General features: G+C 68.7%; 20 protein-coding genes. 7 read left to right on the top strand and 13 right to left on the bottom strand.

Annotated features, from left to right (window positions below; genetic code table 11):
• The first annotated feature begins 3 nt into the window (after nucleotides 1-3).
• Genes WKC72_RS11495 through WKC72_RS11485 form a run of 3 tightly spaced genes read left to right on the top strand, consistent with a single transcriptional unit; the run spans nucleotide 4 to nucleotide 2,588 of the window.
• Nucleotides 4-765 (top strand): crotonase/enoyl-CoA hydratase family protein, encoded by a 762-nt coding sequence (locus WKC72_RS11495; protein ID WP_037230784.1) that lies wholly within the window; start codon nucleotides 4-6, stop codon nucleotides 763-765.
• A gap of 47 nt (nucleotides 766-812) precedes the next feature.
• Nucleotides 813-1,691, top strand: coding sequence for a LysR family transcriptional regulator (locus WKC72_RS11490; RefSeq protein WP_037230785.1), 879 nt, complete (start codon nucleotides 813-815; stop codon nucleotides 1,689-1,691).
• Between the two features lie 12 nt (nucleotides 1,692-1,703).
• Nucleotides 1,704-2,588, top strand: coding sequence for a LysR family transcriptional regulator (locus WKC72_RS11485; protein WP_370182654.1), 885 nt, complete (start codon nucleotides 1,704-1,706; stop codon nucleotides 2,586-2,588).
• Here WKC72_RS11485 and WKC72_RS11480 read toward each other — a convergent pair.
• The gene (locus WKC72_RS11480) at nucleotides 2,570-3,532 is read right to left on the bottom strand and encodes an NAD(P)H-dependent flavin oxidoreductase (RefSeq protein WP_370182652.1); all 963 of its coding nucleotides are present in this window, start codon (nucleotides 3,530-3,532) and stop codon (nucleotides 2,570-2,572) included. The two genes, WKC72_RS11485 and WKC72_RS11480, sit on opposite strands and share 19 nt — an antisense overlap.
• Nucleotides 3,533-3,801: 269 nt before the next feature.
• Between WKC72_RS11480 and WKC72_RS11475 the strand changes: the two genes are divergently transcribed.
• Nucleotides 3,802-4,626, top strand: coding sequence for an enoyl-CoA hydratase/isomerase family protein (locus WKC72_RS11475; RefSeq protein ID WP_370182650.1), 825 nt, complete (start codon nucleotides 3,802-3,804; stop codon nucleotides 4,624-4,626).
• On the opposite strand, the gene WKC72_RS11470 is transcribed toward WKC72_RS11475, so the two are convergent.
• The 6 genes from WKC72_RS11470 to WKC72_RS11445 all read right to left on the bottom strand — a co-directional run bounded on the left by WKC72_RS11470 (nucleotide 4,595) and on the right by WKC72_RS11445 (nucleotide 10,699).
• Nucleotides 4,595-5,254 (bottom strand): Dabb family protein, encoded by a 660-nt coding sequence (locus tag WKC72_RS11470; protein ID WP_052033056.1) that lies wholly within the window; start codon nucleotides 5,252-5,254, stop codon nucleotides 4,595-4,597. The genes WKC72_RS11475 and WKC72_RS11470 overlap by 32 nt on opposite strands.
• Entirely contained in the window at nucleotides 5,247-5,600 is a 354-nt protein-coding gene (locus WKC72_RS11465; RefSeq protein WP_037230792.1) for a hypothetical protein, read from the bottom strand. The genes WKC72_RS11470 and WKC72_RS11465 overlap by 8 nt, the downstream gene beginning before the upstream one ends.
• An 87-nt stretch (nucleotides 5,601-5,687) precedes the next feature.
• On the bottom strand, nucleotides 5,688-7,337 hold the full coding sequence (locus WKC72_RS11460; RefSeq protein ID WP_370182649.1) for a class I adenylate-forming enzyme family protein: 1,650 nt from the start codon (nucleotides 7,335-7,337) through the stop codon (nucleotides 5,688-5,690).
• A 17-nt stretch (nucleotides 7,338-7,354) separates the two neighbouring features.
• Nucleotides 7,355-8,119 (bottom strand): SDR family NAD(P)-dependent oxidoreductase, encoded by a 765-nt coding sequence (locus WKC72_RS11455; protein WP_037230795.1) that lies wholly within the window; start codon nucleotides 8,117-8,119, stop codon nucleotides 7,355-7,357.
• 33 nt (nucleotides 8,120-8,152) lie between these two features.
• Nucleotides 8,153-9,286: a thiolase family protein gene (locus WKC72_RS11450; RefSeq protein ID WP_037230799.1), complete on the bottom strand. Its 1,134-nt coding sequence runs from the start codon at nucleotides 9,284-9,286 to the stop codon at nucleotides 8,153-8,155.
• Between the two features lie 84 nt (nucleotides 9,287-9,370).
• Nucleotides 9,371-10,699 (bottom strand): MFS transporter, encoded by a 1,329-nt coding sequence (locus WKC72_RS11445; RefSeq protein ID WP_370182647.1) that lies wholly within the window; start codon nucleotides 10,697-10,699, stop codon nucleotides 9,371-9,373.
• A 214-nt stretch (nucleotides 10,700-10,913) separates the two neighbouring features.
• Between WKC72_RS11445 and WKC72_RS11440 the strand changes: the two genes are divergently transcribed.
• Genes WKC72_RS11440 through WKC72_RS11430 form a run of 3 tightly spaced genes read left to right on the top strand, consistent with a single transcriptional unit; the run spans nucleotide 10,914 to nucleotide 14,096 of the window.
• Entirely contained in the window at nucleotides 10,914-12,107 is a 1,194-nt protein-coding gene (locus tag WKC72_RS11440) for an acyl-CoA dehydrogenase family protein (protein ID WP_128641457.1), read from the top strand.
• A 17-nt stretch (nucleotides 12,108-12,124) separates the two neighbouring features.
• Nucleotides 12,125-13,282, top strand: coding sequence for an acyl-CoA dehydrogenase family protein (locus WKC72_RS11435; protein ID WP_037230804.1), 1,158 nt, complete (start codon nucleotides 12,125-12,127; stop codon nucleotides 13,280-13,282).
• A 49-nt stretch (nucleotides 13,283-13,331) separates the two neighbouring features.
• Nucleotides 13,332-14,096, top strand: a complete 765-nt coding sequence (locus WKC72_RS11430; protein WP_370182645.1) for a trans-aconitate 2-methyltransferase — start codon at nucleotides 13,332-13,334, stop codon at nucleotides 14,094-14,096.
• Between the two features lie 26 nt (nucleotides 14,097-14,122).
• Here the strand turns inward: WKC72_RS11430 and WKC72_RS11425 are convergent, their stop codons facing one another.
• The 6 genes from WKC72_RS11425 to WKC72_RS11400 all read right to left on the bottom strand — a co-directional run bounded on the left by WKC72_RS11425 (nucleotide 14,123) and on the right by WKC72_RS11400 (nucleotide 20,967).
• Nucleotides 14,123-15,064 (bottom strand): TAXI family TRAP transporter solute-binding subunit, encoded by a 942-nt coding sequence (locus tag WKC72_RS11425; RefSeq protein ID WP_370182643.1) that lies wholly within the window; start codon nucleotides 15,062-15,064, stop codon nucleotides 14,123-14,125.
• Nucleotides 15,061-16,482, bottom strand: coding sequence for a sensor histidine kinase (locus WKC72_RS11420; protein WP_370182642.1), 1,422 nt, complete (start codon nucleotides 16,480-16,482; stop codon nucleotides 15,061-15,063). Before WKC72_RS11420 ends, WKC72_RS11425 begins: the two co-directional genes overlap by 4 nt.
• A gap of 1 nt (nucleotide 16,483) precedes the next feature.
• Nucleotides 16,484-17,143 carry a response regulator transcription factor gene (locus WKC72_RS11415; protein WP_037230808.1) on the bottom strand — a complete coding sequence of 220 codons (660 nt, stop codon included), beginning with the start codon at nucleotides 17,141-17,143 and terminating at the stop codon, nucleotides 16,484-16,486.
• Nucleotides 17,144-17,158: 15 nt separating this feature from the next.
• Nucleotides 17,159-18,526, bottom strand: coding sequence for an MFS transporter (locus WKC72_RS11410; protein WP_370182641.1), 1,368 nt, complete (start codon nucleotides 18,524-18,526; stop codon nucleotides 17,159-17,161).
• Nucleotides 18,527-18,664: 138 nt separating this feature from the next.
• Nucleotides 18,665-19,798, bottom strand: a complete 1,134-nt coding sequence (locus WKC72_RS11405; RefSeq protein ID WP_370182639.1) for a CaiB/BaiF CoA transferase family protein — start codon at nucleotides 19,796-19,798, stop codon at nucleotides 18,665-18,667.
• Nucleotides 19,795-20,967, bottom strand: a complete 1,173-nt coding sequence (locus tag WKC72_RS11400; protein WP_037230814.1) for an acyl-CoA dehydrogenase family protein — start codon at nucleotides 20,965-20,967, stop codon at nucleotides 19,795-19,797. The genes WKC72_RS11405 and WKC72_RS11400 overlap by 4 nt, the downstream gene beginning before the upstream one ends.
• Nucleotides 20,968-21,057 lie beyond the last annotated feature (90 nt).

Raw genomic sequence — 21,057 nt, 5'->3', positions numbered from 1 at the left:
CCCATGAGTGTGGTTCTCACCGAATTCTCCGATGGCGTCGCCGTCATCACCCTGAACCGGCCGGAGGCGAAGAACGCCGTCGACCTCGAGGTCGCCAAAGCGCTCGCCGCCGCGATCGACGAGTTCGAGGCGCGGCCCGACCTGACGATCGCGATCCTCACCGGCGCTGGGGGAACGTTCTGCGCGGGCATGGATCTGAAGGCGTTCACCCGCGGGGAGCGGCCGTCGCTGCCCGGCCGCGGCTTCGGTGGGATCACGGAGGCCCCGCCGACGAAGCCGCTGATCGCCGCGGTCGAGGGATGGGCGCTGGCCGGCGGCTGCGAACTGGCACTGTCGGCCGATCTGATCGTCGCCGCCCGCGACGCCAAGTTCGGCATCCCCGAGGTCAAGCGGGGGCTCGCCGCCGCCGCAGGCGGTCTGCTGCGACTGCCGAAGGTGCTGCCGTACCCGATCGCGATGGAAATGGCGATCACCGGCGATCCCCTCACCGCCGAGGTCGCGCACGCGCACGGACTCGTCAACCGGCTCACCGAGCCCGGGCAGGCTCTCGCCGCCGCCCGCGAACTGGCGGCACGGGTCGCCGCCAACGGTCCCCTCGCCGTGCGCGCCACCAAGCAGGTCGTCGCGATGTCCGCCAACTACACCGACCCCGACGCGTTCGCCGGGCAGCGCCGCTTCCTCGATCCGGTGTTCGCGTCCGAGGACGCCCAGGAGGGTGCGCGCGCCTTCGCGGAGAAGCGCCCACCGGTGTGGCGTGGCCGCTAGCGGCATGATCGGCACAGCCCGCATCACGGCTTCCGTACGATGACCGCGTGGACCTGCATCTCGTCACCTACTTCGTCGCGGTAGTCGATCACGGCGGGATCACCAGGGCCGCGCAGTCCCTCTACATCTCGCAACCGTCGCTTTCGCAGGCGATTCGCACACTCGAACGCCGCCTCGGTGTCACGCTGTTCGACCGCACCGGGCGGCGTCTCGAGCTGACCGAGGACGGCCGCACCCTCGACGTCGCCGCCCGGCGCATCCTTGCCGACGTCGAGCGGGCCAAGGCCAAGGTCGCCGCGGTGCGCGAACTCGTGTCCGGCCGTGTCGACGTCGTCACCTACGCGGCGTTCTCGATCGATCCGATCGTCGACCTGGTGCGCCGGTTCCGTGAGCAGTACCCCCGCGTGACGGTCCGCATCATCGACGCCGACGGCCCCACCGGCGTCCTCGGCGCCCTGCGCCGCGGCGAGGCCGAACTCGGGGTGATCGACCTGTCCGTCGACCACAGTGCGCTGCGCTCGGTTCCCATCGGCGATCAGGAGCTGGTACTCGCCCTGCCCGGTGCACTCGCCGAGACCCTTCCCGATCCGGTGCCCCGCTCGGCCGTCCGCACCATTCCGCTCGTTCAGGATCTCGGGGACAAGAGTGACGCGGCGCTGATCACCGACCTCGTCGGCGAGCCCGCGAATGTCGTCATCGACTGCACCCACCCGGGCGCCACGTGGGAGCTGGTGATGCGCGGCGCCGCGGCCACCGTCCTCCCCCGCCTGGTCGCCGAGGAGCAGTTGCGCGGGGTCTCGATCCGGTCGATGACACCGAAACTGACCCGCCCCGTCGGCCTCGTGCAGCGGTCCGGACCGGGATCACCGGCGGCCTCGGCGTTCGTCGCGATCGCGCAGGCCACCCGAACACCGGCACCCGAGTGAGGAACTGAGCACATGGAGTTGCGTCAGGTCGAGTACTTTCTCGCCGTCGTGGAACACGAGGGCATCAACGGGGCCGCCGCGTCGCTCGGCGTCGCACAGCCCACCATCTCGCAGGCTTTGCGCGGGCTCGAGCGGGAACTGGGTGTGCAGTTGTTCCACCGCATCGGCCGGGGCATGGTGCTCAGCGCCGCCGGGCGCAGCATGGTCGGGCCGAGCAGGCAGATCCTCCGCGACGTCACCGCCGTCGAGGATCTCCTCGCCACCTCCGACGGGGCACTCGCCGGCCGACTGGACATCATGGCCTTTCCGGCGTTGGCGATCGGGCCCCTCGTCGACCTCGTCACCGAATTCCGGCGGGCCCACCCGAATGTGACGGTCCGGTTGGGTGAACTGAAAGACGAGGCGCAGGCCGGGTCGCTGATCGAGGACGGCCACTGCGAATTCGTGGTGGCGCACCTCCCGCTCGACGACGCCCGCCTGGACGTCGTCGAACTCGGCGAACAGGAGTACTGGCTCGTGTACCCGCCTGGCACCGACCTGCCGGAAGGTCCCGTTCCGCTCGCAGCGCTCCCCGACATCGCGATGGTCTTCGTCCCCCGCGGCCACTCCGTCGCCAACGAGATCGAGGAATCGATCCGTCATGCCGGGGCACGCCCCACCCTCGCGGCGCTGTCGGATCACCGCGAGGCGCGACTTCCTCTGGTACTCGCGGGAATCGGCGGAACCCTGCTGGAACGGTCGATCGCGGAGGCGGCCCGGGACCGCGCGGTGGTCCGCCGCGCGGAGCCGACGATTGCCCGCACCTTCGGGATCGCATTCGATCCCGACATGCTCTCCCCCGTCGGCCACGCGTTCGTCGAACTCGTGCGGGCAGAAGGCTACAGCGCGAGCAGGTAGTTCTTGGCCGCGGCGTACTCCGCGACCAGCCGGTCGACGAGTTCCGCCGTCGGTTGCACGGAGCGCACGGTGCCGATCCCCTGTCCGGATCCCCAGATGTCGCGCCATGCCTTCGTTTTGGCGGTTCCGCCGCGGAAGCTCATGGCGGACGGGTCCGACACGGCGAGGTCGTGCGGGTCGAGTCCGGCGGCCTCGATGCTGCCGCGCAGGTAGTTGCCGTGCACGCCGGTGAACAGGTTGGAGTAGACGATGTCGGACGCGGTGGAGTCGACGATCATCTGCTTGTACCGCTGGTCCGCGTTGGCCTCTTCGGTGGCGATGAACGCGGAGCCGATGTAGGCGAGGTCGGCGCCTGCGGCCTGCGCGGCGAGGACCGAGCGGCCGTGGGCGATGGACCCCGACAACAGGACCGGTCCGTCGAACCACTCGCGGATCTCCTGGATCAACGCGAACGGCGACAGGGTGCCCGCGTGTCCGCCGGCGCCGGCCGCGACGGCGATGAGGCCGTCGGCGCCCTTCTCCACGGCCTTCTTCGCGAACGTGTTGTTGATGACGTCGTGGAGAACGATGCCGCCGTAGCTGTGGATGGCCTCGTTGACGTCGGCGCGGGCGCCGAGGGACGTGATGACGATCGGGACCTCGAACTCGACGATGGTCGCGAGGTCCTCGTCGAGGCGGTCGTTGCTCTTGTGGATGATCAGGTTGACCGCGTAGGGCGCGGACGGTGTCTCGGGGTGGTTGGCGTCGTGCTTGGCGAGGGCTTCGGTGATGCGGGTGAGCCATTCGCGCAAGACGGGCTGCGGGCGGGCATTCAGGGAGGGGAAGGAGCCGACGATGCCCGACGTCGACTGGGCGATCACCAGGTCGGGACCCGAGACGAGGAACATCGGGGAGGCGACGGCCGGCAGGCGCAGGCGATCGGACAGGACGGGTGGTAGAGACATCGGTTCTCCTGATGAGGGGGAGTCTTCTGATGCAAGCACTTCCAGTTCCCGAACAGTTCAGCACGCGCGCTGGGCGCGGACAAAGACACATCGCTGATGGTCCGATTAATCGGAACCTATGACGCTCGGCGGTAACCATAGGTTTCACCTCATCCGGTGTATCCCAGAACGACCTTGCGACGGAACGTCCCCGGTGATCGACTGGCTGGGCGGCACGGCGTCGACCACTCCGGCGTTCGCCGAGAACCGCGCCGACGTTGGAGCCGCGTATGAGCATCGAATCCGTCACCCCGACCACAGACACCGAATCCGCCCAACGCTACGTTCTGATCAGCCGGGACGGTGCGGTCGCGACGATCACCCTGAACCGGCCCACACGGCGCAACGCCATGACCCTCGACTCGTGGATCGCGTTGCGCGAGGCACTCGGCGAACTCGCCCTCGACGACACCACCCGCGTCGTGGTCCTCACCGGCGCGGGCAGCGACTTCTGCACTGGCGCGGACCTCGACAAGCGCACACCCATGCACCCGCTGAACCGCATGCGTCAGATCAACGCGACGGCGCTGGCTGTGGCCGAGTTCCCCAAGCCGCTGATCGCGAAGGTTCGCGGCTACGCCGTGGGAGCCGGCTGGAACCTGGCGCTGCTGTGTGATCTGCTCATCGCCTCGCGCGACGCGCAGTTCAGCCAGATCTTCGCCAAGCGCGGCCTGTCGGTGGATTTCGGCGGTTCGTGGCTCCTGCCGCGCATGGTGGGCCTGCACCGCGCGAAACGTCTGGTCATGCTCGCCGAGATGATCGACGCCGAGCAGGCGGATGCGATGGGACTGGTCAGCGAGCTCGTCGAGCCGGACGAACTGGACGCCACCGTCGCCCAATTCGCCACCCGTCTCGCGGCAGCGCCGACCGTGGCCGTCATGCAGTCGACGCGGCTGATCGAGGACAGCACGACGTCGTCGCTGCGGGACGCACTCGAGAACGAGGCGCGTTCGCAAGCGGTCAATTTCGCAACCGACGCGCCCGCCGCGCTACGCGCATTCGTGGAGAAGCGTCCCCCTGCGTTCAGCGGGGAGTGGCAGGTGCCGCAACCGTGATGGTCGGGCCGTCGATCGCACAGAAGCTGTGGCAGAGCCGAGTGACGATCCGCGGCCCGCGTTCGGGATCGAACCACCGATCTATGTGCGCCCAGTGATAGGGATGTGTCATATACGGCCCGAGTAGCCCGTCCAGGTTCGCGTACTCCTGCTCCCAGACATGGGTCCACCTCGCGGAACCGGCCGATTCGTGCACCCGGCTCAGCTGCGAGGTCCCGATCGTGCGGATATGGTCCGGCATCGCCCGCGTCTCGGATTCGAACCGCTCCACTACCTCCGGGTCGACCGAATCGTCCACTGAGACAAGCAGCGTCCGGTAGACGGTCGGCTCGACGTGACGTCGGGCGGGAGTGGGCACACCCGCGTAGCCGACGCTGTCGATGTGCGCGATCTCGGGCGCGCACAGCTGTGCGGTGATGTCTGGTTCGACGGCGCGCCAGTGGCATTCGTCGTCGAAGTGGAGGTGCGCGATCACGTCGCCGCCGTTGATTCCGCCGGGCAGGGTCGGTTTCACGAGAACGCGCCGAGCCCCGGGAACAGCAGCCTCGCGCAACCTGCCGGCCAACGCCGCACCGGTGGAGGCATCCGCGTCGTCGGCAAGGTGAACGAGCTTGGTCACCTTAAACATCGGTCATCGCCTCCACATCCGCCGACGAGCAGGAGACGGTGCGGCGCCGGGTGGTGAGGACCTCGTCCGCGTCGGCCCACCAGCGAAGCACCTCCGCATCGTGGCGTGCGAGAAGGCTCTGCCGCCACCACGCGCGAGCACCCCGCAGAGTCCAGCTGACGGTCAGGGTGTTCGACTGGTCCTCCAACCACACCGGCGGGGAGACGAGCACGCGGTCCAGCGTCAGGCCACGCGCAGTCGCCCCGGGCGCATAACGCTCCAGGTAGTCGACGAGAAACGCGCGAGCCCGCCCGGGCTCGACCACCATCTCGTCGACGATGTACACGATCGACTCGGCCGGTGCCATCTGCGCTCCCTTTCTTCCCCCGACCAGGACGGTAGGGGGAAGAAGGGCGCGCCTCACAGAGTTGCGTCCACCCAGCGGGAGAAGACGCTAGGTCGCCGCGGTCGCGAGTTGCTCACGCAGCTTCGTCTTGAGGATCTTGCCGGCCGCCGATGTCGGTAGCTGCTCGACCACCACGACGTCGCGTACCTTCTTGTACGGCAGCACCCGCTCGGCGACGTACGCGGACACCGCATCCGGATCGATCGTCACGTCCGGCATCGGCACCACGAACGCCACCGGCTCCTGACCGACGCTGCCGGCCTCCCTGCCGACGACGGCGGCCGAGGACACGTCCGGGTGCGAGACCAGAATCTCCTCGAGCTCACGCGGATACACGTTGTAGCCCTTGTAGATCAGCATGTCCTTGGTGCGGTCGCAGATGAACAGGTACCCGTCCTCGTCCAGGTAGGCGATGTCGCCGGTGTCGAGCCAGCCGTCGACGTACTGCTGCGCCGTGATCTCCGGATGATTCAGGTAGCCGTCCGTGACCTGCGGGCCGCGGACCCACAACTTGCCGCGGGTGCCGGCCTCCAATACGGCACCGGAGTCGTCCTGGGCGCGGATCTGCACCTCGGTGTCGAACACCGGCAGCCCCACGCTGCCGAGCTTGTACGCGACGGAGCCGGTCAACGGTGCGGAGGCGACCAGGCAGGTGCCCTCGGTCAGCCCGTACCCCTCGACCACGCTCGCCGACGGGAAGGCTCGGCCCAGCGCCTCGAGCGTCACGTGATCGATCGGTGCGGCACCCGAGGAGACGACCCGCACCGAGTCGGTGTCCCGGGTCGCGGCGTCGGGGTGGGTGGCGACGGCATGCCACATCGCCGGGCTGCCGGTGATGTATGTGGCGCGGTGCGTTTCGATCAATTCCAGCATGCGGCCGGGCTCGAACCGTCCGGCGAACACCTGCGTCGCCCCGCACAGCAGGAGGAACGACATGTTGATCAGCGCGTGGGCGTGGAACAGCGGCGACACGACGACGGTCGCTCCGGCGCCGGGCACCACCCCGCGGTCCCCGAGACTCTCGACGGGGCGCAGTTCGATTCCGCCGTCGGCGGTGGCGCGCACCTCGTGGCCCGCCCGCCAAGCGATCATCTGCGTCACGTTGGCGAGGACGTTGCGGTGCAGCACCCGCACACCTTTGGACAATCCGGTGGTGCCGCCCGTGTAGGCGAGGTGGGCCACGTCGTCCCCGGACACCTTCGGGGAGAACGGCGCGGTGGCGTACCCGCGGACGAACTCCTCGAACCCGAACTGATCGCGACCTGCGCCTGCGGGGAGTCCGGCCACCACGATCGTGCGGACGGTGGTGCCGCTCGCCGCCTCGGTGAGGGTGTCCAGTTGCCCGGGCTGGGTGACGGCGGCGACCGCCGCCGTGTCGACGATCTGCGAGCGCAGGCCGGGGCCGGGCTGCAGCGGGTTGACCAGGGTGACGGTCGCGCCTGCCCGCAGTGCGCCGTAGTAGGCCACGACGAATCCGATGCAGTTGCCGAGGTGCAGAAGCACCACGTCGCGTTCGGTCACCCCCGCGTCCCGCAGTGCGGCGGCGAACGCGCCCGACCGCTGGTCGAGTTCGCGGTAGGTGCACACCGTCTCGCCGTCGACCACTGCGGCCTTGTCTCCGTACAGGCCCGCCATGCCGGACGGAAACGCCGCCAACGTCAGGTCGGGGTAATGCAGTACCGGTGCAGCAGAATTCACGTTGGGTCCCTTACTCGTCAGCGAGGCGCCATGCGGATGGCACCGTCCAGGCGGATGGTCTCGCCGTTGAGGTAGCCGTTCTCGAGGATCTGGCAGGCGAGCTGCCCGAACTCACTGGGCTTTCCCAGACGCGACGGGCCCGGCACGGACTTCTCCAGCGACGCACGCACGTCGTCGCGCAACCGGGCGAGGAGCGGGGTGTCCATGATTCCCGGGGCGATCGTGCACACCCGGATGTTGCGGCTGGCGAGGTCGCGGGCCGCGGTGACCGTCATTCCCACGATGCCGGCCTTCGATGCGGTGTAGTTGATCTGGCCGATCTGGCCTTCGAAGGCGGCGACCGACGCCGTCAGCACGACGGCGCCGCGCTCGCCGTCGATCTCCTCCTGCCGCGCCATCCGTTCCGCCCCGAGGCGCAGGGCGTTGAACGAGCCCACGAGGTTGAGCCGGATCACGAACTCGAAGTCCTCGACGGAGCCTGCCTTGCCGTCGGAGTCGAGGATGCGCATCCGACGTCCGGCCCCGGCGCAGTGCACGATGCCGCGCAGGCCACCGCGGTCGTCGGCGACGTCGAGGGCGGCCGCGAACTGCTCGGAATCGGTGACGTCGGCGGGAGCGAACTGGGCGGCGCTGCCCAATTCCTTCGCTGCCGCCTCACCGTCGGAGTTCGGGAGGTCGATGAGCGTGACCTGAGCGCCTGCGTCGACGAGGCGGCGTGCCGTCGCGAGACCGAGACCGGACGCGCCGCCGGTGACCGCGGTCGAGATTCCCTTGAGTTCCATCGTGCGGGTGTCCCTTCGAAAAGTGTTGTTGGATCAGAGAAGTTCGAGAATGGTGGCGTTGGCGAGGCCGCCCGCCTCGCACATGGTCTGCAGCCCGTACCGAATGCCGTTGTCCCGCATGTGGTGGACGAGTCGGGTCATGAGGATCGCCCCGGAACCGCCGAGCGGGTGACCGACCGCGATGGCGCCGCCGAGCGGGTTCAGCCGGTCCGTCGCGGCGCCGGTCTCCGCCTGCCACGCCAGCGGGACCGGAGCGAACGCCTCGTTCACCTCGAACGCGCCGATGTCGTCGATCTTCAGTCCGGAGCGGGTCAGTGCCTTCTCCGTCGCGGCGATGGGTCCGGTCAGCATGATCACCGGGTCGTCGCCGGCGACGGCGCAGGTGTGGATGCGGGCCATCGGGGTCAGACCGAGTTGCGCGGCCTTCTCGCTCGTCGTGACGAGCAGTGCACCGGCGCCGTCGGAGATCTGCGAGGAGTTGCCGGCGTGGATCACACCGTCCTCCTTGAACACGGTCTTCAACTTGCCGAGAGACTCGAGCGTGCCGCCGCGGCGGATCCCCTCGTCCCCGGCGAGGACGTCGGAGAGCGGTGCGAGTTGCCCGTCGAACGCGCCACGGTCCGCGGCGTGCGCCGCGAGTTCGTGGGAGCGCAGCGAGTACTCGTCCAGCACCTGACGGGAGAGCCCCCACTTCGCGGCCATCATCTCGGCGCCGGTGCCCTGGCTGAACCCGTCGACGCCGTACCGGTCGAGGACGGCCGCCGGGAAGTGCTCGCCGTTCTTGCTCGCACTGCCCATGGGAACCCGGCTCATGGACTCCACACCACCGGCGACGACGACGTCCTCGTGTCCGGCGATGACGGCGGCGGCGGCGAAGCTCACGGCCTGCTGGCTCGATCCGCACGCCCGGGTGAGGGTGGTACCCGGAACGGTCTCCGGCCAGCCGGCGGCAAGCACGGCGGTGCGGGCGACGTTGCCTGCCTGCTCGCCCACCTGGCTGACACAGCCCCAGACGACGTCACCGATCTCCTCCGGGGAGAGACCGGTACGCGCCACGAGGGCCTCGAGGACGTGTGCCGACAAATTTGCGGGGTGGATTCCGGACAGGGAACCGCCACGCCGCCCGATGGGCGTGCGGACGGCGTCGACGATCACTGCATCGCGCATGGTGTGTTCCTTCGATCTGAGGGGGTCACTCGAATCAATCACGGGCGATGTCGTCAGCACAACGACTTTCGGCCGATCACAGGGTTAGTTCGTGCCTATGCCCGCAGCGTCGCCCCGGACCAGCTTCTTGTCGCGCTCGGGGTTCGCGAAGACCAGCGCACCGACGGCGCACACGGCGGCGACGAGTCCGAGTGCCTGGAACGCGGTGGCATAGCCCGCGGCGGGCGAGGCCGCCGCGTCGACGATCAGACCCGTCGCATAGGGGGCGACGAGGCCACCGATCGCCATGACGGCGAGGAAGACGCCCAGGGTGCCCGCGGTCTGGCGGGGCGGGCAGATCTCCGAGATCGCCGCGTTGAGCAGCGGGAACACCGATGCGGCGAAGCCGTAGCCGACGGAGACGACGAGGACGGCGATACCCGGTGCGGTGATGGACGGGAGTGCCAGCAGGATCGCTCCGCAGATCAGCACCCCGACGGCGGGGACGATGACGCGGACGACGCGAGAGGTCGAGCCGCGTGCGAGGAGACGGTCACCGATCACGGACGAGAGCAGCATCAGGATCAACCCGGCGATGCTCGGGAACGCGAACATGGAGCCGGCCTGGAGGCGGCTGTATCCGAGGCCCACCTCGAAGTACGAGGGCAGCCACGTCAGGACCACGGCAACCAGTGCGTACACGCTCATGACGAGGAACGCACCGCTGATGAACGTGCGGGTCCGGAAGATACGACCCCACGGCACCGCCGGTTCGACCACTTCACCGGCAGCGGCGGAATCGGCGCCCTTGCCGCTGCGAATGTACGGGCCCTCACTCCAGACGGTCAGCCACACGACGCACCACACCACCCCGATGGCCGCCAGCGCGACCAGCGCGTAGCGCCATCCGAACGTGACGGTCACGAATGCGAGAGCAGGTGCGACGGCGATCTTGGCGATGGACGCGGCACCGGCGAGCAGGGCGCTCGGCAGTCCGCGCTTGGCGGGCGCATGCCACGAGTACGCCGCCGTGTGGAGCAGGGCGGAACTCGGACCCTCCGCGAGCCCGAGGAGCAGGCGGCTGACCAGCAGCACCGCGAACGACGCGACGACCACGAGCGGGAGTACCGCGACGGACCAGGCGATCGCGAGCAGCAGCAGCGCCCACCGCAGCGACATCCAGCGGTTGAGCGCACCGGCGAAGAACCCGCCGACGGTGAAGGTCAGGAAGAAGAGGCTTCCCACCAGCCCGATCTGCGAGGCGCTCAGCCCCAGCTCGTGGGCGAGGGGTTGGGCGATGATGCCGAGGACGGCCTTGTCGGCGTAATTGACGACGTAGAGCAGCACGAGGAGCACGGTCAGGCCCCAAGCGCGGCTGCGGGACTCGGAACCGGCGGCGACGGTCCGGTCGAGGAGGGCAGTGGAGCGGGTCACGGGGTGATCCCTTCGGAGAGCGTGGTGGCGTGGGTCACAGTGTCACGGTTCATTCAACGGACCGGGATGCCCGCGATCAATACGCACTCGGCGAAGGCACCGGCTACGTCTGCCTATGAGTCGGCAGAGGAGCCTCGCGTGCATTGGAGTGCGCTATCCGACCGATAGCCGAACGCCCCTAGCCGGGCCCCCGTGAATCGGGCATTCTCATCCCATGAGCCGCCTCGCCCAGACTCTCGATCTGACCGAGTTCCAGACCGAGATCGTCGACACCGTGCGCACCTTCGTCGATCGCGAAATAATTCCGGCCGCACAGGAACTCGAACACTCCGACACCTACCCTCAGGCCATCGTCGACAAGATGCGCGACATGGGCCTGTTCGGGCTGATGATCCCGGAGGAGTACGGCGGCCTGGGCGAATCCCTGCTCACGTACGCGCTGTGCGTCGAGGAACTCGCCCGTGGCTGGATGAGTGTGTCGGGTGTGATCAACACCCACTTCATCGTCGCGTACATGATCCGTCAGCACGGCACCGATGCCCAGAAGAACCACTACCTGCCGCGGATGGCGACCGGTGAGGTGCGCGGCGCGTTCTCGATGTCCGAGCCCGAGCTGGGGTCCGACGTCGCCGCGATCCGCACCCGGGCCAAGCGCGACGCGGACGGCAACTACGTGATCGACGGGCAGAAGATGTGGCTCACCAACGGCGGCAGCTCGACGCTCGTCGCCGCACTGGTGCGCACCGAGGAGGGCGCCGCCAAGCCGCACGCCAACCTCACCACCTTCCTCATCGAGAAGCCCGCCGGTTTCGGCGAGGTCCTCCCCGGCCTCACCATCCCGGGGAAGATCGACAAGATGGGCTACAAGGGCATCGACACCACCGAGCTCCTGTTCGACAACTATCGCGCGGCGGCCGGCGACGTCCTCGGCGGAACCCCCGGTCGCGGGTTCTCCCAGATGATGGACGGCGTCGAGGTCGGCCGGGTCAACGTCTCCGCCCGCGCGTGCGGTGTGGCGATCCGGGCGTTCGAGCTGGCCGCCCGATATGCGCAGCAACGCAGCACGTTCGGCAAGCCGATCGCCGAACACCAGGCCGTCGCGTTCAGCCTCGCCGAGATGGCGACGAAAGTGGAAGCCGCGCATCTGATGATGGTCAACGCGGCCCGCCTCAAGGACTCCGGTGAACGCAACGACGTCGCCGCCGGCATGGCCAAGTACCTCGCCAGCGAGTACTGCTCCGAGGTGACGCAGGCCAGCTTCCGCATCCACGGCGGCTACGGCTACTCGAAGGAGTACGAGATCGAGCGCCTGATGCGCGAGGCACCGTTCCTTCTGATCGGCGAGGGCACCAGCGAGATTCAGAAGATGATCATCAGCAAGGGCGTACTACGCAGTTACGCACTGTAATACGAAGGAGAAAACCCGTGCAGCGTACGGTGTTCAACGAAGATCACGACGCGTTCCGGAAGACGATTCGCGACTTCATCGCCAAGGAAGTCGCACCCGTCCACCACGAGTGGGAGGGCGAAGGGCATCCCCCGCGCGACTTCTACCGGCGCCTCGGGGAGCTCGGCGTCCTCGGCATCCAGGTGCCGGAGGAATTCGGCGGCGGCGGCGAGAAGAGTTTCAAGTTCGCCGCGGTGGTCGGCGAGGAGACGGCCGCCGCCGGCGTCACGTTCGGCAGCTACTCCGTGCACACCAACCTGATCCTGCCGTACCTGCTCGAGTACGCGAACGACGAGCAGAAGCAGCGGTGGCTCCCCGGCTTCGCGTCCGGCGACATCATGTTCGCCATCGCGATGACCGAGCCGGGCACCGGTTCGGACCTCGCGAACATCGCGACGTCGGCCAAGCTGTCCGCGGACGGGTCCCATTACGTGCTGAACGGTGCGAAGACGTTCATCACCGGTGGTGCGCTCGCCGACCGGATCCTGGTGGTGTGCCGCACCGCGCCCAGCACCCCCGAGGACCGCCGGGCCGGTCTCACCATCCTCGTCGTCGACACGACGTCCGAGGGTTTCGCGGTGGGTCGCAAGATCGAGAAGATCGGCCTGAAGGCCTCGGACACCGCCGAACTGTCCTTCACCGACGTGAAGGTGCCCGTGGCGGACCGCCTCGGCGACGAGGGTGCCGGATTCAGCTACCTCACCCACAACCTCGCCCAGGAACGCCTCTCCATCGCGCTCGGCGGGTCGGCCACCGCGGCCGCGGCGCTGCAGCACGCGATCGCGTACGTCAAGGAGCGCAAGGTGTTCGGCAAGCCCGTCGCGGCGTTCCAGAACACCAAGTTCGTGCTCGCCGAGTGCGCCACCGAGGTCGAGGCGATTCAGCTGATGGCCGACCGCGCGCTCGAACTGCACGACGCCGGCGAACTCACGGTCGCGGATGCCGCGAAGGCGAAGCTGTTCTGCACCGAGGCCGCGGGCCGGGTCATCGACAAGTGCCTGCAACTGCACGGCGGGTACGGCTACATCCTCGAGTACCCCATCGCGCGGCTCTACGCGGACACCCGCGTCTCCCGCATCTACGGCGGCACGAGCGAGGTCATGAAGACGATCATCGCGAAGGATCTCGGCCTCTGACCCCACACACCAACAGTATGGGCGTACTGTTTCAGGCGAGGAGGATGACATGTGGGATCCGGACAAGTACCTCGCCTTCGCGGACCATCGCGGGCGCCCGTTCTACGAGTTGCTGTCGCGAGTCGACGCGCGGTCACCGCGCCGCGTCGTCGACCTCGGCTGCGGCCCGGGAAACCTGACCGTCAGCCTGGCCGAACGATGGCCGGACGCCGTCCTCGAGGCGTCCGACAGCTCACCCGAGATGGTCGAGGCCGCGCGTGAACGCGGCCTCGACGCCGGCAGGCAGGACGTGCGCGACTGGACGCCGAAGCCCGACACGGACGTCGTCATCTCCAATGCCGCCCTGCAGTGGGTGCCCGAACACCGGGAGTTGTTGCGTCGCTGGCCGACCCAACTCCAGTCGGGGGCGTGGGTCGCGGTGCAGGTTCCCGGCAACTTCGACGCGCCGTCGCACACGATCGTCCGGGACCTCGCCAGGAGCGAACGGTGGTCCGGGTCGCTGCCGGACGTGCCGTTCCGCGAGAGCAAGGTCGTCGACGATCCCACCGGGTACGCCGGTCTGCTCGCCGACGCCGGGTGCGCCGTCGACGCGTGGGAAACCACGTACGTGCAGCAACTGACCGGAGAAGACCCGGTTCTGGAGTGGATCACCGGCACCGCGCTCCGCCCCGTCAAGGACGCCCTCTCGGCGCCGGAGTGGGACCGATTCCGCGAAGAGCTCGTCCCGCTCCTCGACGAGGCATACCCCCGGCGACCGGACGGCAGCACGTTCTTCCCGTTCCGGCGCATCTTCGTCGTCGCCCAGGTGCAGTGATCGACCAGGTGCAGTGATCGACCAGCTCAGCCGTGGTGCCTTCGGTACGCCGCGGCCGCTCCGGGGTGCAGCGGCACCCCCGCGGTGACGATCAGCGACTGCCGGTCCAGGAACTGGCTGCCGGTCGCCTGATCCGGCACCAGTTCCGCCGCGTGGTCGATGAGCACCTCGACGATGGCGCCGGCGGCGCTGTCCGAGACGGCGGGATCGGCGAGCAGCAGGTTGGCGAGACCGATCGTCGCGACCGACGTCTGCTGTCCGTACGTGCCGGGCGGAATCAGCACCGGCTCGTAGCGCGGGCCGAACCGCTCCCGCAGCAACTCCAGTTCGGCGGACAGGTCGAGCAGTCGCAGCGGGATCCCGAGATCCGCGAACGACGGCGTGGGCACTCCACCGGCCCACAGAACCGCGTCGACGGTGCCGTCACGCAGCGCCTGCCCCGCATCGGTCATCGAAAGGTGCAGACGCGTCACGTCCCCCGGACCGGCCAGGCCCAGCACCTCGAGGATCCGTTCGCCCGTGAGTTCCGCACCGGAGCCGGTGGCACCCAGGCTGATTCGGGCGCCTCTCAGCTGCGACGTGTCCGTGATCCCGGAATCGGCGCGCACCGCGAGCTGCATGTAGTTCTCGTACACCTTGCCGATGGCGGTGAATCGGGCGCCTGCGTCCAGAGCCGACACGGCGGCGTCGGCGAGGCTCAGTGCCAGTTCCGCGTCTCCGGACGCCAGCGCCGCCAGATTGTCCATCGACCCCGCCGTGCGGACCGCGACGATGCTCACCGGCAGGGCGGCACGCTCCGCGGCCTGGGCCGTCAATTGGGCGAACTCCCAGAAGAATCCACCCTCCTCACCGGCGGCGAGTCGCAGCGGATCGCGACCGTTGTCCGAGCACGCGGCGAGCACCGACCCCGTGGCCGCGGTCGTGCCCGCGGCGACGACGCCGCGCAGAAGTGCACGTCGCGTGATCACGGCGCCACCGCCGGTTCCGGAAGTATCAGCGTCACCCGGAGCCCGTGTGGCTGCTCCGCGGCGATCGTCAGCGCCCCACCGCCGCCCTCGACGAGCGCGGTCGCGATGGACAGCCCGAGCCCGGTGCCCTGGTGCGCCGCCGCGGACCCGCGGAAGAAGCGCGACGACAGTTTGCCGATCTCGTCCTCGCGCACCCCGACCCCGTCGTCGCTCACCCGGATCTCGATTCCCGCGGCGGACCTTCCCGTGTCGATCCGGACCGTCGACCCTCGACCGGCGTAGGCGTGCGCGTTGCTGAGCAGGACGTCCAGGACCTGCGACAGGTGGCTGGACCGGAAGTCGGCGACCAGCGGTTCGGCCGGTTCCCGGAGCACGAGGTCCATCCCCGAGTCCCCGAGGGCCTCCGTCCAGGCGTCGGCGCGGTCCGCGAGGACTGCACCGACGTCGCATCCTCCGTGCGCGGACTCGTCCTCGGCGGATTCCGCGGGCGATTCTGCGACGGCCAGCGCCAGCAGTCCGTCGAGGATCCCGCCGAGCCGATCGACCTCCATCCCGGTCCGGCGGTACGTTTCGGCCCCGGCCTCGGAGACGTGCGAGCCGAGGGAATCCAACCGGATGTGCAGGGCCGCGAGGGGGTTTCGGAGCTGATGGGCGGTGTCGGCGATCAGCTGCCGCTGCGCCTGACCGGACGCCCGGACGGCGCCCGACATGGTGTCGAACGCCTTCGCGAGTTCCTGGACCTCGGGTGGCCCGCTGTAGCTGCCGGACGGCCGCCCGGTGCTGCGACGCACCCGCGGACGCGGCGACGGCACGGCGTCCGTGAGGGCGCCGACCCTGGCCGTGAGCGCTCCGAGCGGACGAACGGTCCACCGGGACAGCGCGATCGCGACCGCGGTGACCGCCGCCAGCGCGGCGAGTGCCCCCGCGACGATCACCAGCCACGACGTCCGGATGGACTCACGTGCGGCGCGGGTGGACACGTCCAGGACGACGGCACCGTCCACCTGTGCTCCGGTGCCGACGGGCACGGCCGACAGGACACGGTCCGCCGACCATGGTGTCAGCGAACCGCTGATCCCCAGCTTCTGATTGCGCAGTCCCGCCGTGATCGCCGCCGCGACGTCGGAGTCGTCCGGCGACAGTCCGGCGCCCGCGCGGAGGTTGCCCCGGGCGTCGACGATGAGAACGCCTTCCCCGTACAACTCGTGGTAACGGGCCACCTCCTCCCGCAGCAGGGTGGTACTCCCGGGGGCCTGGGTCTGTCCGGCGAGGCTGGCGAAATGCGTCGCGTCCGCCTCCCTGCTCAGCCGCAGGGCCTGGGTTCTCCCGGCACTGGTGGCCAGCGCCAGCGGGACGGCGAATGCCACCACCGCGACGGCCGCGAACACCAGCAGTACGGCGAGCACACGGCGGCCCACGTCAGGCGCCCCAGCGGTAGCCGTACCCGCGGATGGTCGAGATGAGCCCCGGGCGGCCCAGTTTCGCGCGCAGCCCGGTCATGTGCACGTCGAGGGTGCGTGAGATCGCCACATATGCGTCGCCCCACACGGCATCCATCAACTGCTGTCGGCTCACTGCGGCGCCGGGACGGGTGACGAGTACCTCGAGAAGCTCGAACTCCTTGGCCGTCAACGCCACCGGAGCCCCGCCGACCTCCACTTCGCGTGCCGCCAGATCGACCACCACATCGCCTTCGGTGACCGTCTGCGCAGCCGAGGCCGCGGTCGCGCGGCGGCGCTGCGTCACGACGTCGAGCCGCGCCAGCAATTCCGCGAGCCGCGCCGGCTTGACGAGGTAGTCGTCGGCCCCGCCGCGCAACCCCCGCACCACCGACCGTTCGTCGTCGCGTGCCGTGAGGATCACCACCGGAACGTCGCTGACGGCCCGCAGCTGCCGGAGCACCTGCAGGCCGTCCGCGTCGGGGAGACCGAGGTCGAGGATCACCGCGTCCATACCGCGATGGCCGAGAAGGAGATCGGAGCCGCGCCGCATGCGCACCGCCTCGTGGCCGTGGGTGGCCAGTGCTTCCACGAGTGCGTCGCCGACTCCGTCGTCGTCCTCGACCACCGCGATCTGCACTTCTCTTCCCTTCGATCAGCTCCGCGCGTCGACCAGCTCGACGTCGTCGTCCGGGGTGTCCTCCCGGCTGGACGTCCGGTCGAGCGGCGAACCGTCCGAAGTCTCACGCATGAAGAAGTAGACGACGAGCGAGATCGCGATACACCCGGTCACGTAGTAGAAGAATAGCGATTCGTGCCCGGCCCGCTTCAGGGCGAGGGCGACGGTCTCGACCGTTCCGCCGAAGATCGCCAGAGTGAGGGCGTACGGCAGCCCGACCCCGAGCGCGCGAACCTTCGTCGGGAACAGTTCGGTCTTCACGATCGCGTTCACCGACGTGTATCCGGTGACGACGATCAGTCCCAGCATCATCAGTGCGAACGCCGCGATGGGGTTCGTCGTGGTCCCGAGCACGGTCATCAGCGGCACGGTGAGGACGGTTCCGCCGATCCCGAAGAAGATCAGCAGCTTCCGGCGGCCGATGCGGTCGGACAGTGCGCCGCCGATCGGCTGCAACACGATGAACACCAGCAGGGCCGCGAAGTTGATCCACGCCACCGTGTCCTTGGAGATGCCGGACGTATTGATCATGTACTTCTGCATGTACGTGGTGTACGTGTAGAACGCCACGCAACCACCGAGCGTCAGGGCGCACACCAGCAGGCACTCGCGGGGGTACTGCAGCAGCATCCGGAGCGAACCTTCCTTCGGCGCATCGTCCGAGGTGTCGGTGTCACGCTTCGCCTCCACCTCGTCGGTGAACGCCTCCGACTCGTCCATCGTGCGTCGGAGCCACATCACCGCGACGGCGCCGGCGGCGCCGATCAGGAACGGGATCCGCCAGCCCCACGACTGCATGGCCTCCGCAGGCAGCGTCAGCTGCAGGATGATCTGCACACCCAGCGCGATCAGCTGCCCGGCGACGAGCGTGACGTACTGGAAGCTCGAGTAGAACCCGCGCCGGCCCGGCGACGCGACCTCGGCCAGGTACGTGGCGCTGGTGGCGTACTCGCCGCCGACCGACAGTCCCTGCAGCATCCGGGCGATCACCAGCAGCACCGGTGCCACGAGCCCGATGCTCGCGTAGGACGGCGTGACGGCGATGACGAGCGAACCCGCCGCCATCACGGTCACCGACAGGGTGAGCGCCGAACGGCGTCCGTGCCGGTCGGCGTACCGTCCCATGATCCAGCCGCCGATCGGCCGCATGAGGAACCCGACCGCGAAAACGGCTGCCGTGGAAAGCAGCTGCGCGGTGGTGTCGCCTTCCGGGAAGAACTCCTTCGCGAAGTACACACTGAACGCCGCGTAGACATACCAGTCGTACCATTCGATCAGGTTGCCGACCGAACCCTTCAAAACATTGCCGATGACTCGGCGCTCACCCGTCGATGTTGTGCTCACGCGGGACTCCTCTCGATGCCCTGGATCTCTGCGTTCACACCACAGTGGGTCACGTCACATCGATACGGAAGGGCCGCGGAGCGTTCCTAACACTCCCTTAGGGAAGAGCCCCCGTGAGTACTTATTAACCGCGGGACGTTAACAAGTACTCACGGCTGGGGTGTCCTCGCCGAGCCGCGGCGGCGCGCTGCGATAGCTCGCCGGAGTGGCGCTGAGCCGGATCGGGTTCGCCACCTGACGCACGGGCCGGTCCCGACGGGGATCGTCGATCTCGACCACCGGATTCAGCCCGAGCCGCTCGGCGAGCGCCACGGCGTCGGCGATGTCGTTGAGCGGACCGCACGGGACACCCTGTGCGGTCAGCTTCTCGAACCACTCGTCCGCCGAGCCCGCGGACAACGCCTCGGTGATGTCCTTGACCAATTCCTCGCGGTGCGCCACCCGTTGCGTGTTGGTTGCGTACCGCTCGTCGTCGGCGAGTTCGGGAACACCGAGAACCTCGACGAGAGAAGCGAACTGACGGTTGTTCCCCACCGCCAGCACCAGCGGACGGTCGCCGGTCCGGAAGACCTCGTACGGCGCGATGCTGGGGTGCCGGTTGCCCATCGCCTGCGGGACCACTCCGGCGCCCACATACCCCGACGTCTGGTTCGCGAGGGCCGACAGCAGCGACGACAGCAGATTCACCTCGACCCGCTGTCCCTCCCCGGTTCGATCACGGTGACGCAGCGCCGCCAGGATCCCGACCGCGGCGTGCAGTCCGGTGATGATGTCGACGACGGCCACCCCGACCTTCGTCGGAACGCCGGGTTCGGGACCGGTGACGCTCATCAACCCGCCGACGGCCTGGATGAGCAGGTCGTATCCGGGCAGGTTGTTCTGGCCACCGAACCCGGTCACGGAGCAGTAGACGACGTCGGGATTGATCTCCCGTACGGCGTCGTAGCCGAGCCCGAGCCGGTCCATCGTGCCGGGAAGGAAGTTCTCGACCACCACGTCCGCCCGGGCGGCCAGTTCCCGCGCCTGCTGCAGGTCGCCGGGGTCGCGCAGATCCCAGGCGAAGGACCGCTTGTTGCGGTTGACGGACTGGAAGTAGGTGGATTCGTCACCCACCCACGGCGGCCCCCACTGCCGGGTGTCGTCGCCGACGCCGGCGCGCTCGATCTTGACGACGTCGGCACCGAGATCGGCGAGCAGCATCGTGGCGTACGGCCCGGCGAGCACCCGTCCGAAGTCGGCGATCAGCAGGCCGTCCAGGGATGCACTTCTCACCGGAACGCTGCCTCGCCCGTCAGTGCCTTGCCGATCACGAGCTGGTGCACCTCGGATGTTCCCTCGTAGGTGAGCACGGACTCGAGGTTGTTGGCGTGGCGGATCACGGGGTATTCCAGCGTGATTCCGTTGGCACCGAGGATGGTGCGGCACTCGCGGGCGATGGCGATGGCCTCGCGGACGTTGTTCAGCTTGCCCGTGCTGACCTGCTCGGGACGTGCCACGCCGCGGTCCTTCAGCCGTCCGAGGTGGTACGCGAGCAGGTGGCCCTTACCGACCTCGAGGGCCATGTCGGCGATCTTGACCTGCGTGATCTGGTAGGCGGCGAGCGACTTGTCGAAGACCTGACGGTCCTGCGCGTAGGAGATGGCCGATTCCAGGCAGTCGCGGGCGGCGCCGATCGCGCCGAAGATGATGCCGAACCGGGCCTCGTTGAGGCAGCCGAGCGGACCGGACAGTCCCTTGGCCTCCGGCAGCATCGCGGATTCGGGCAGTCTGACGTCCTCGAGCACGAGTTCCGAGGTGACGGACGCCCGCAGTGACATCTTGTGCTTGATCTCGGGCGCCGAGAAGCCGGGGGTGTCGGTGGGGACGACGAATCCGCGGATGCCGTCGTCGGTGCGTGCCCACACGACCGCGACGTCGGCGACGGATCCGTTGGTGATCCACATCTTGGTGCCGTTGAGGATCCAGTCGTCACCGTCCCGCTTGGCGTTGGTGCGCATGCCTGCGGGGTTGGAGCCGAAGTCGGGTTCGGTCAGACCGAAGCAGCCGATCGCCTTGCCGGCGGCCATGCGGGGCAGCCATTCCTGCTTCTGGTCTTCGCTGCCGTAGTGGTGGATCGCGTACATGGCCAGCGAGCCCTGGACGGACACGAGGCTGCGGATGCCGGAGTCGACGGCCTCGAGTTCGAGGCAGGCCAGGCCGTAGGCGGTGGCGCTCATGCCGGCGCAGCCGTACCCCTCGAGGTGCATGCCGAGCACGCCGAGTTCGCCCAGTCCTTCCGCCAGCTCACGCACCGGCAGTGCCGCCGCTTCGAACCATTCGCCGATGTGGGGCCGGATCTTCTCGTCCGAGAATCGGCGCACGGTGTCGCGGATCGCAATCTCCTCGGTGTCGAGCAGCGAGTCGAGGGCGAACAGCTGGGTCAGGGACTGCGGGTCGGACATTGTTCCTCCACGGGGCCGGTGGGGCTGGTGTGCAAACGTTCGCGAGAACGATTGCACGAACGATTTCGTCACGTAGACTAAGGCGCGTTC

Origin of the sequence: Rhodococcus wratislaviensis (genome assembly GCF_041228765.1) — a bacterium.
GTDB classification, from domain to species: domain Bacteria; phylum Actinomycetota; class Actinomycetes; order Mycobacteriales; family Mycobacteriaceae; genus Rhodococcus_F; species Rhodococcus_F wratislaviensis.
The sequence above is the reverse complement of the archived record's forward strand: the minus strand, read 5'-3'. Positions and strand labels throughout refer to the sequence as shown.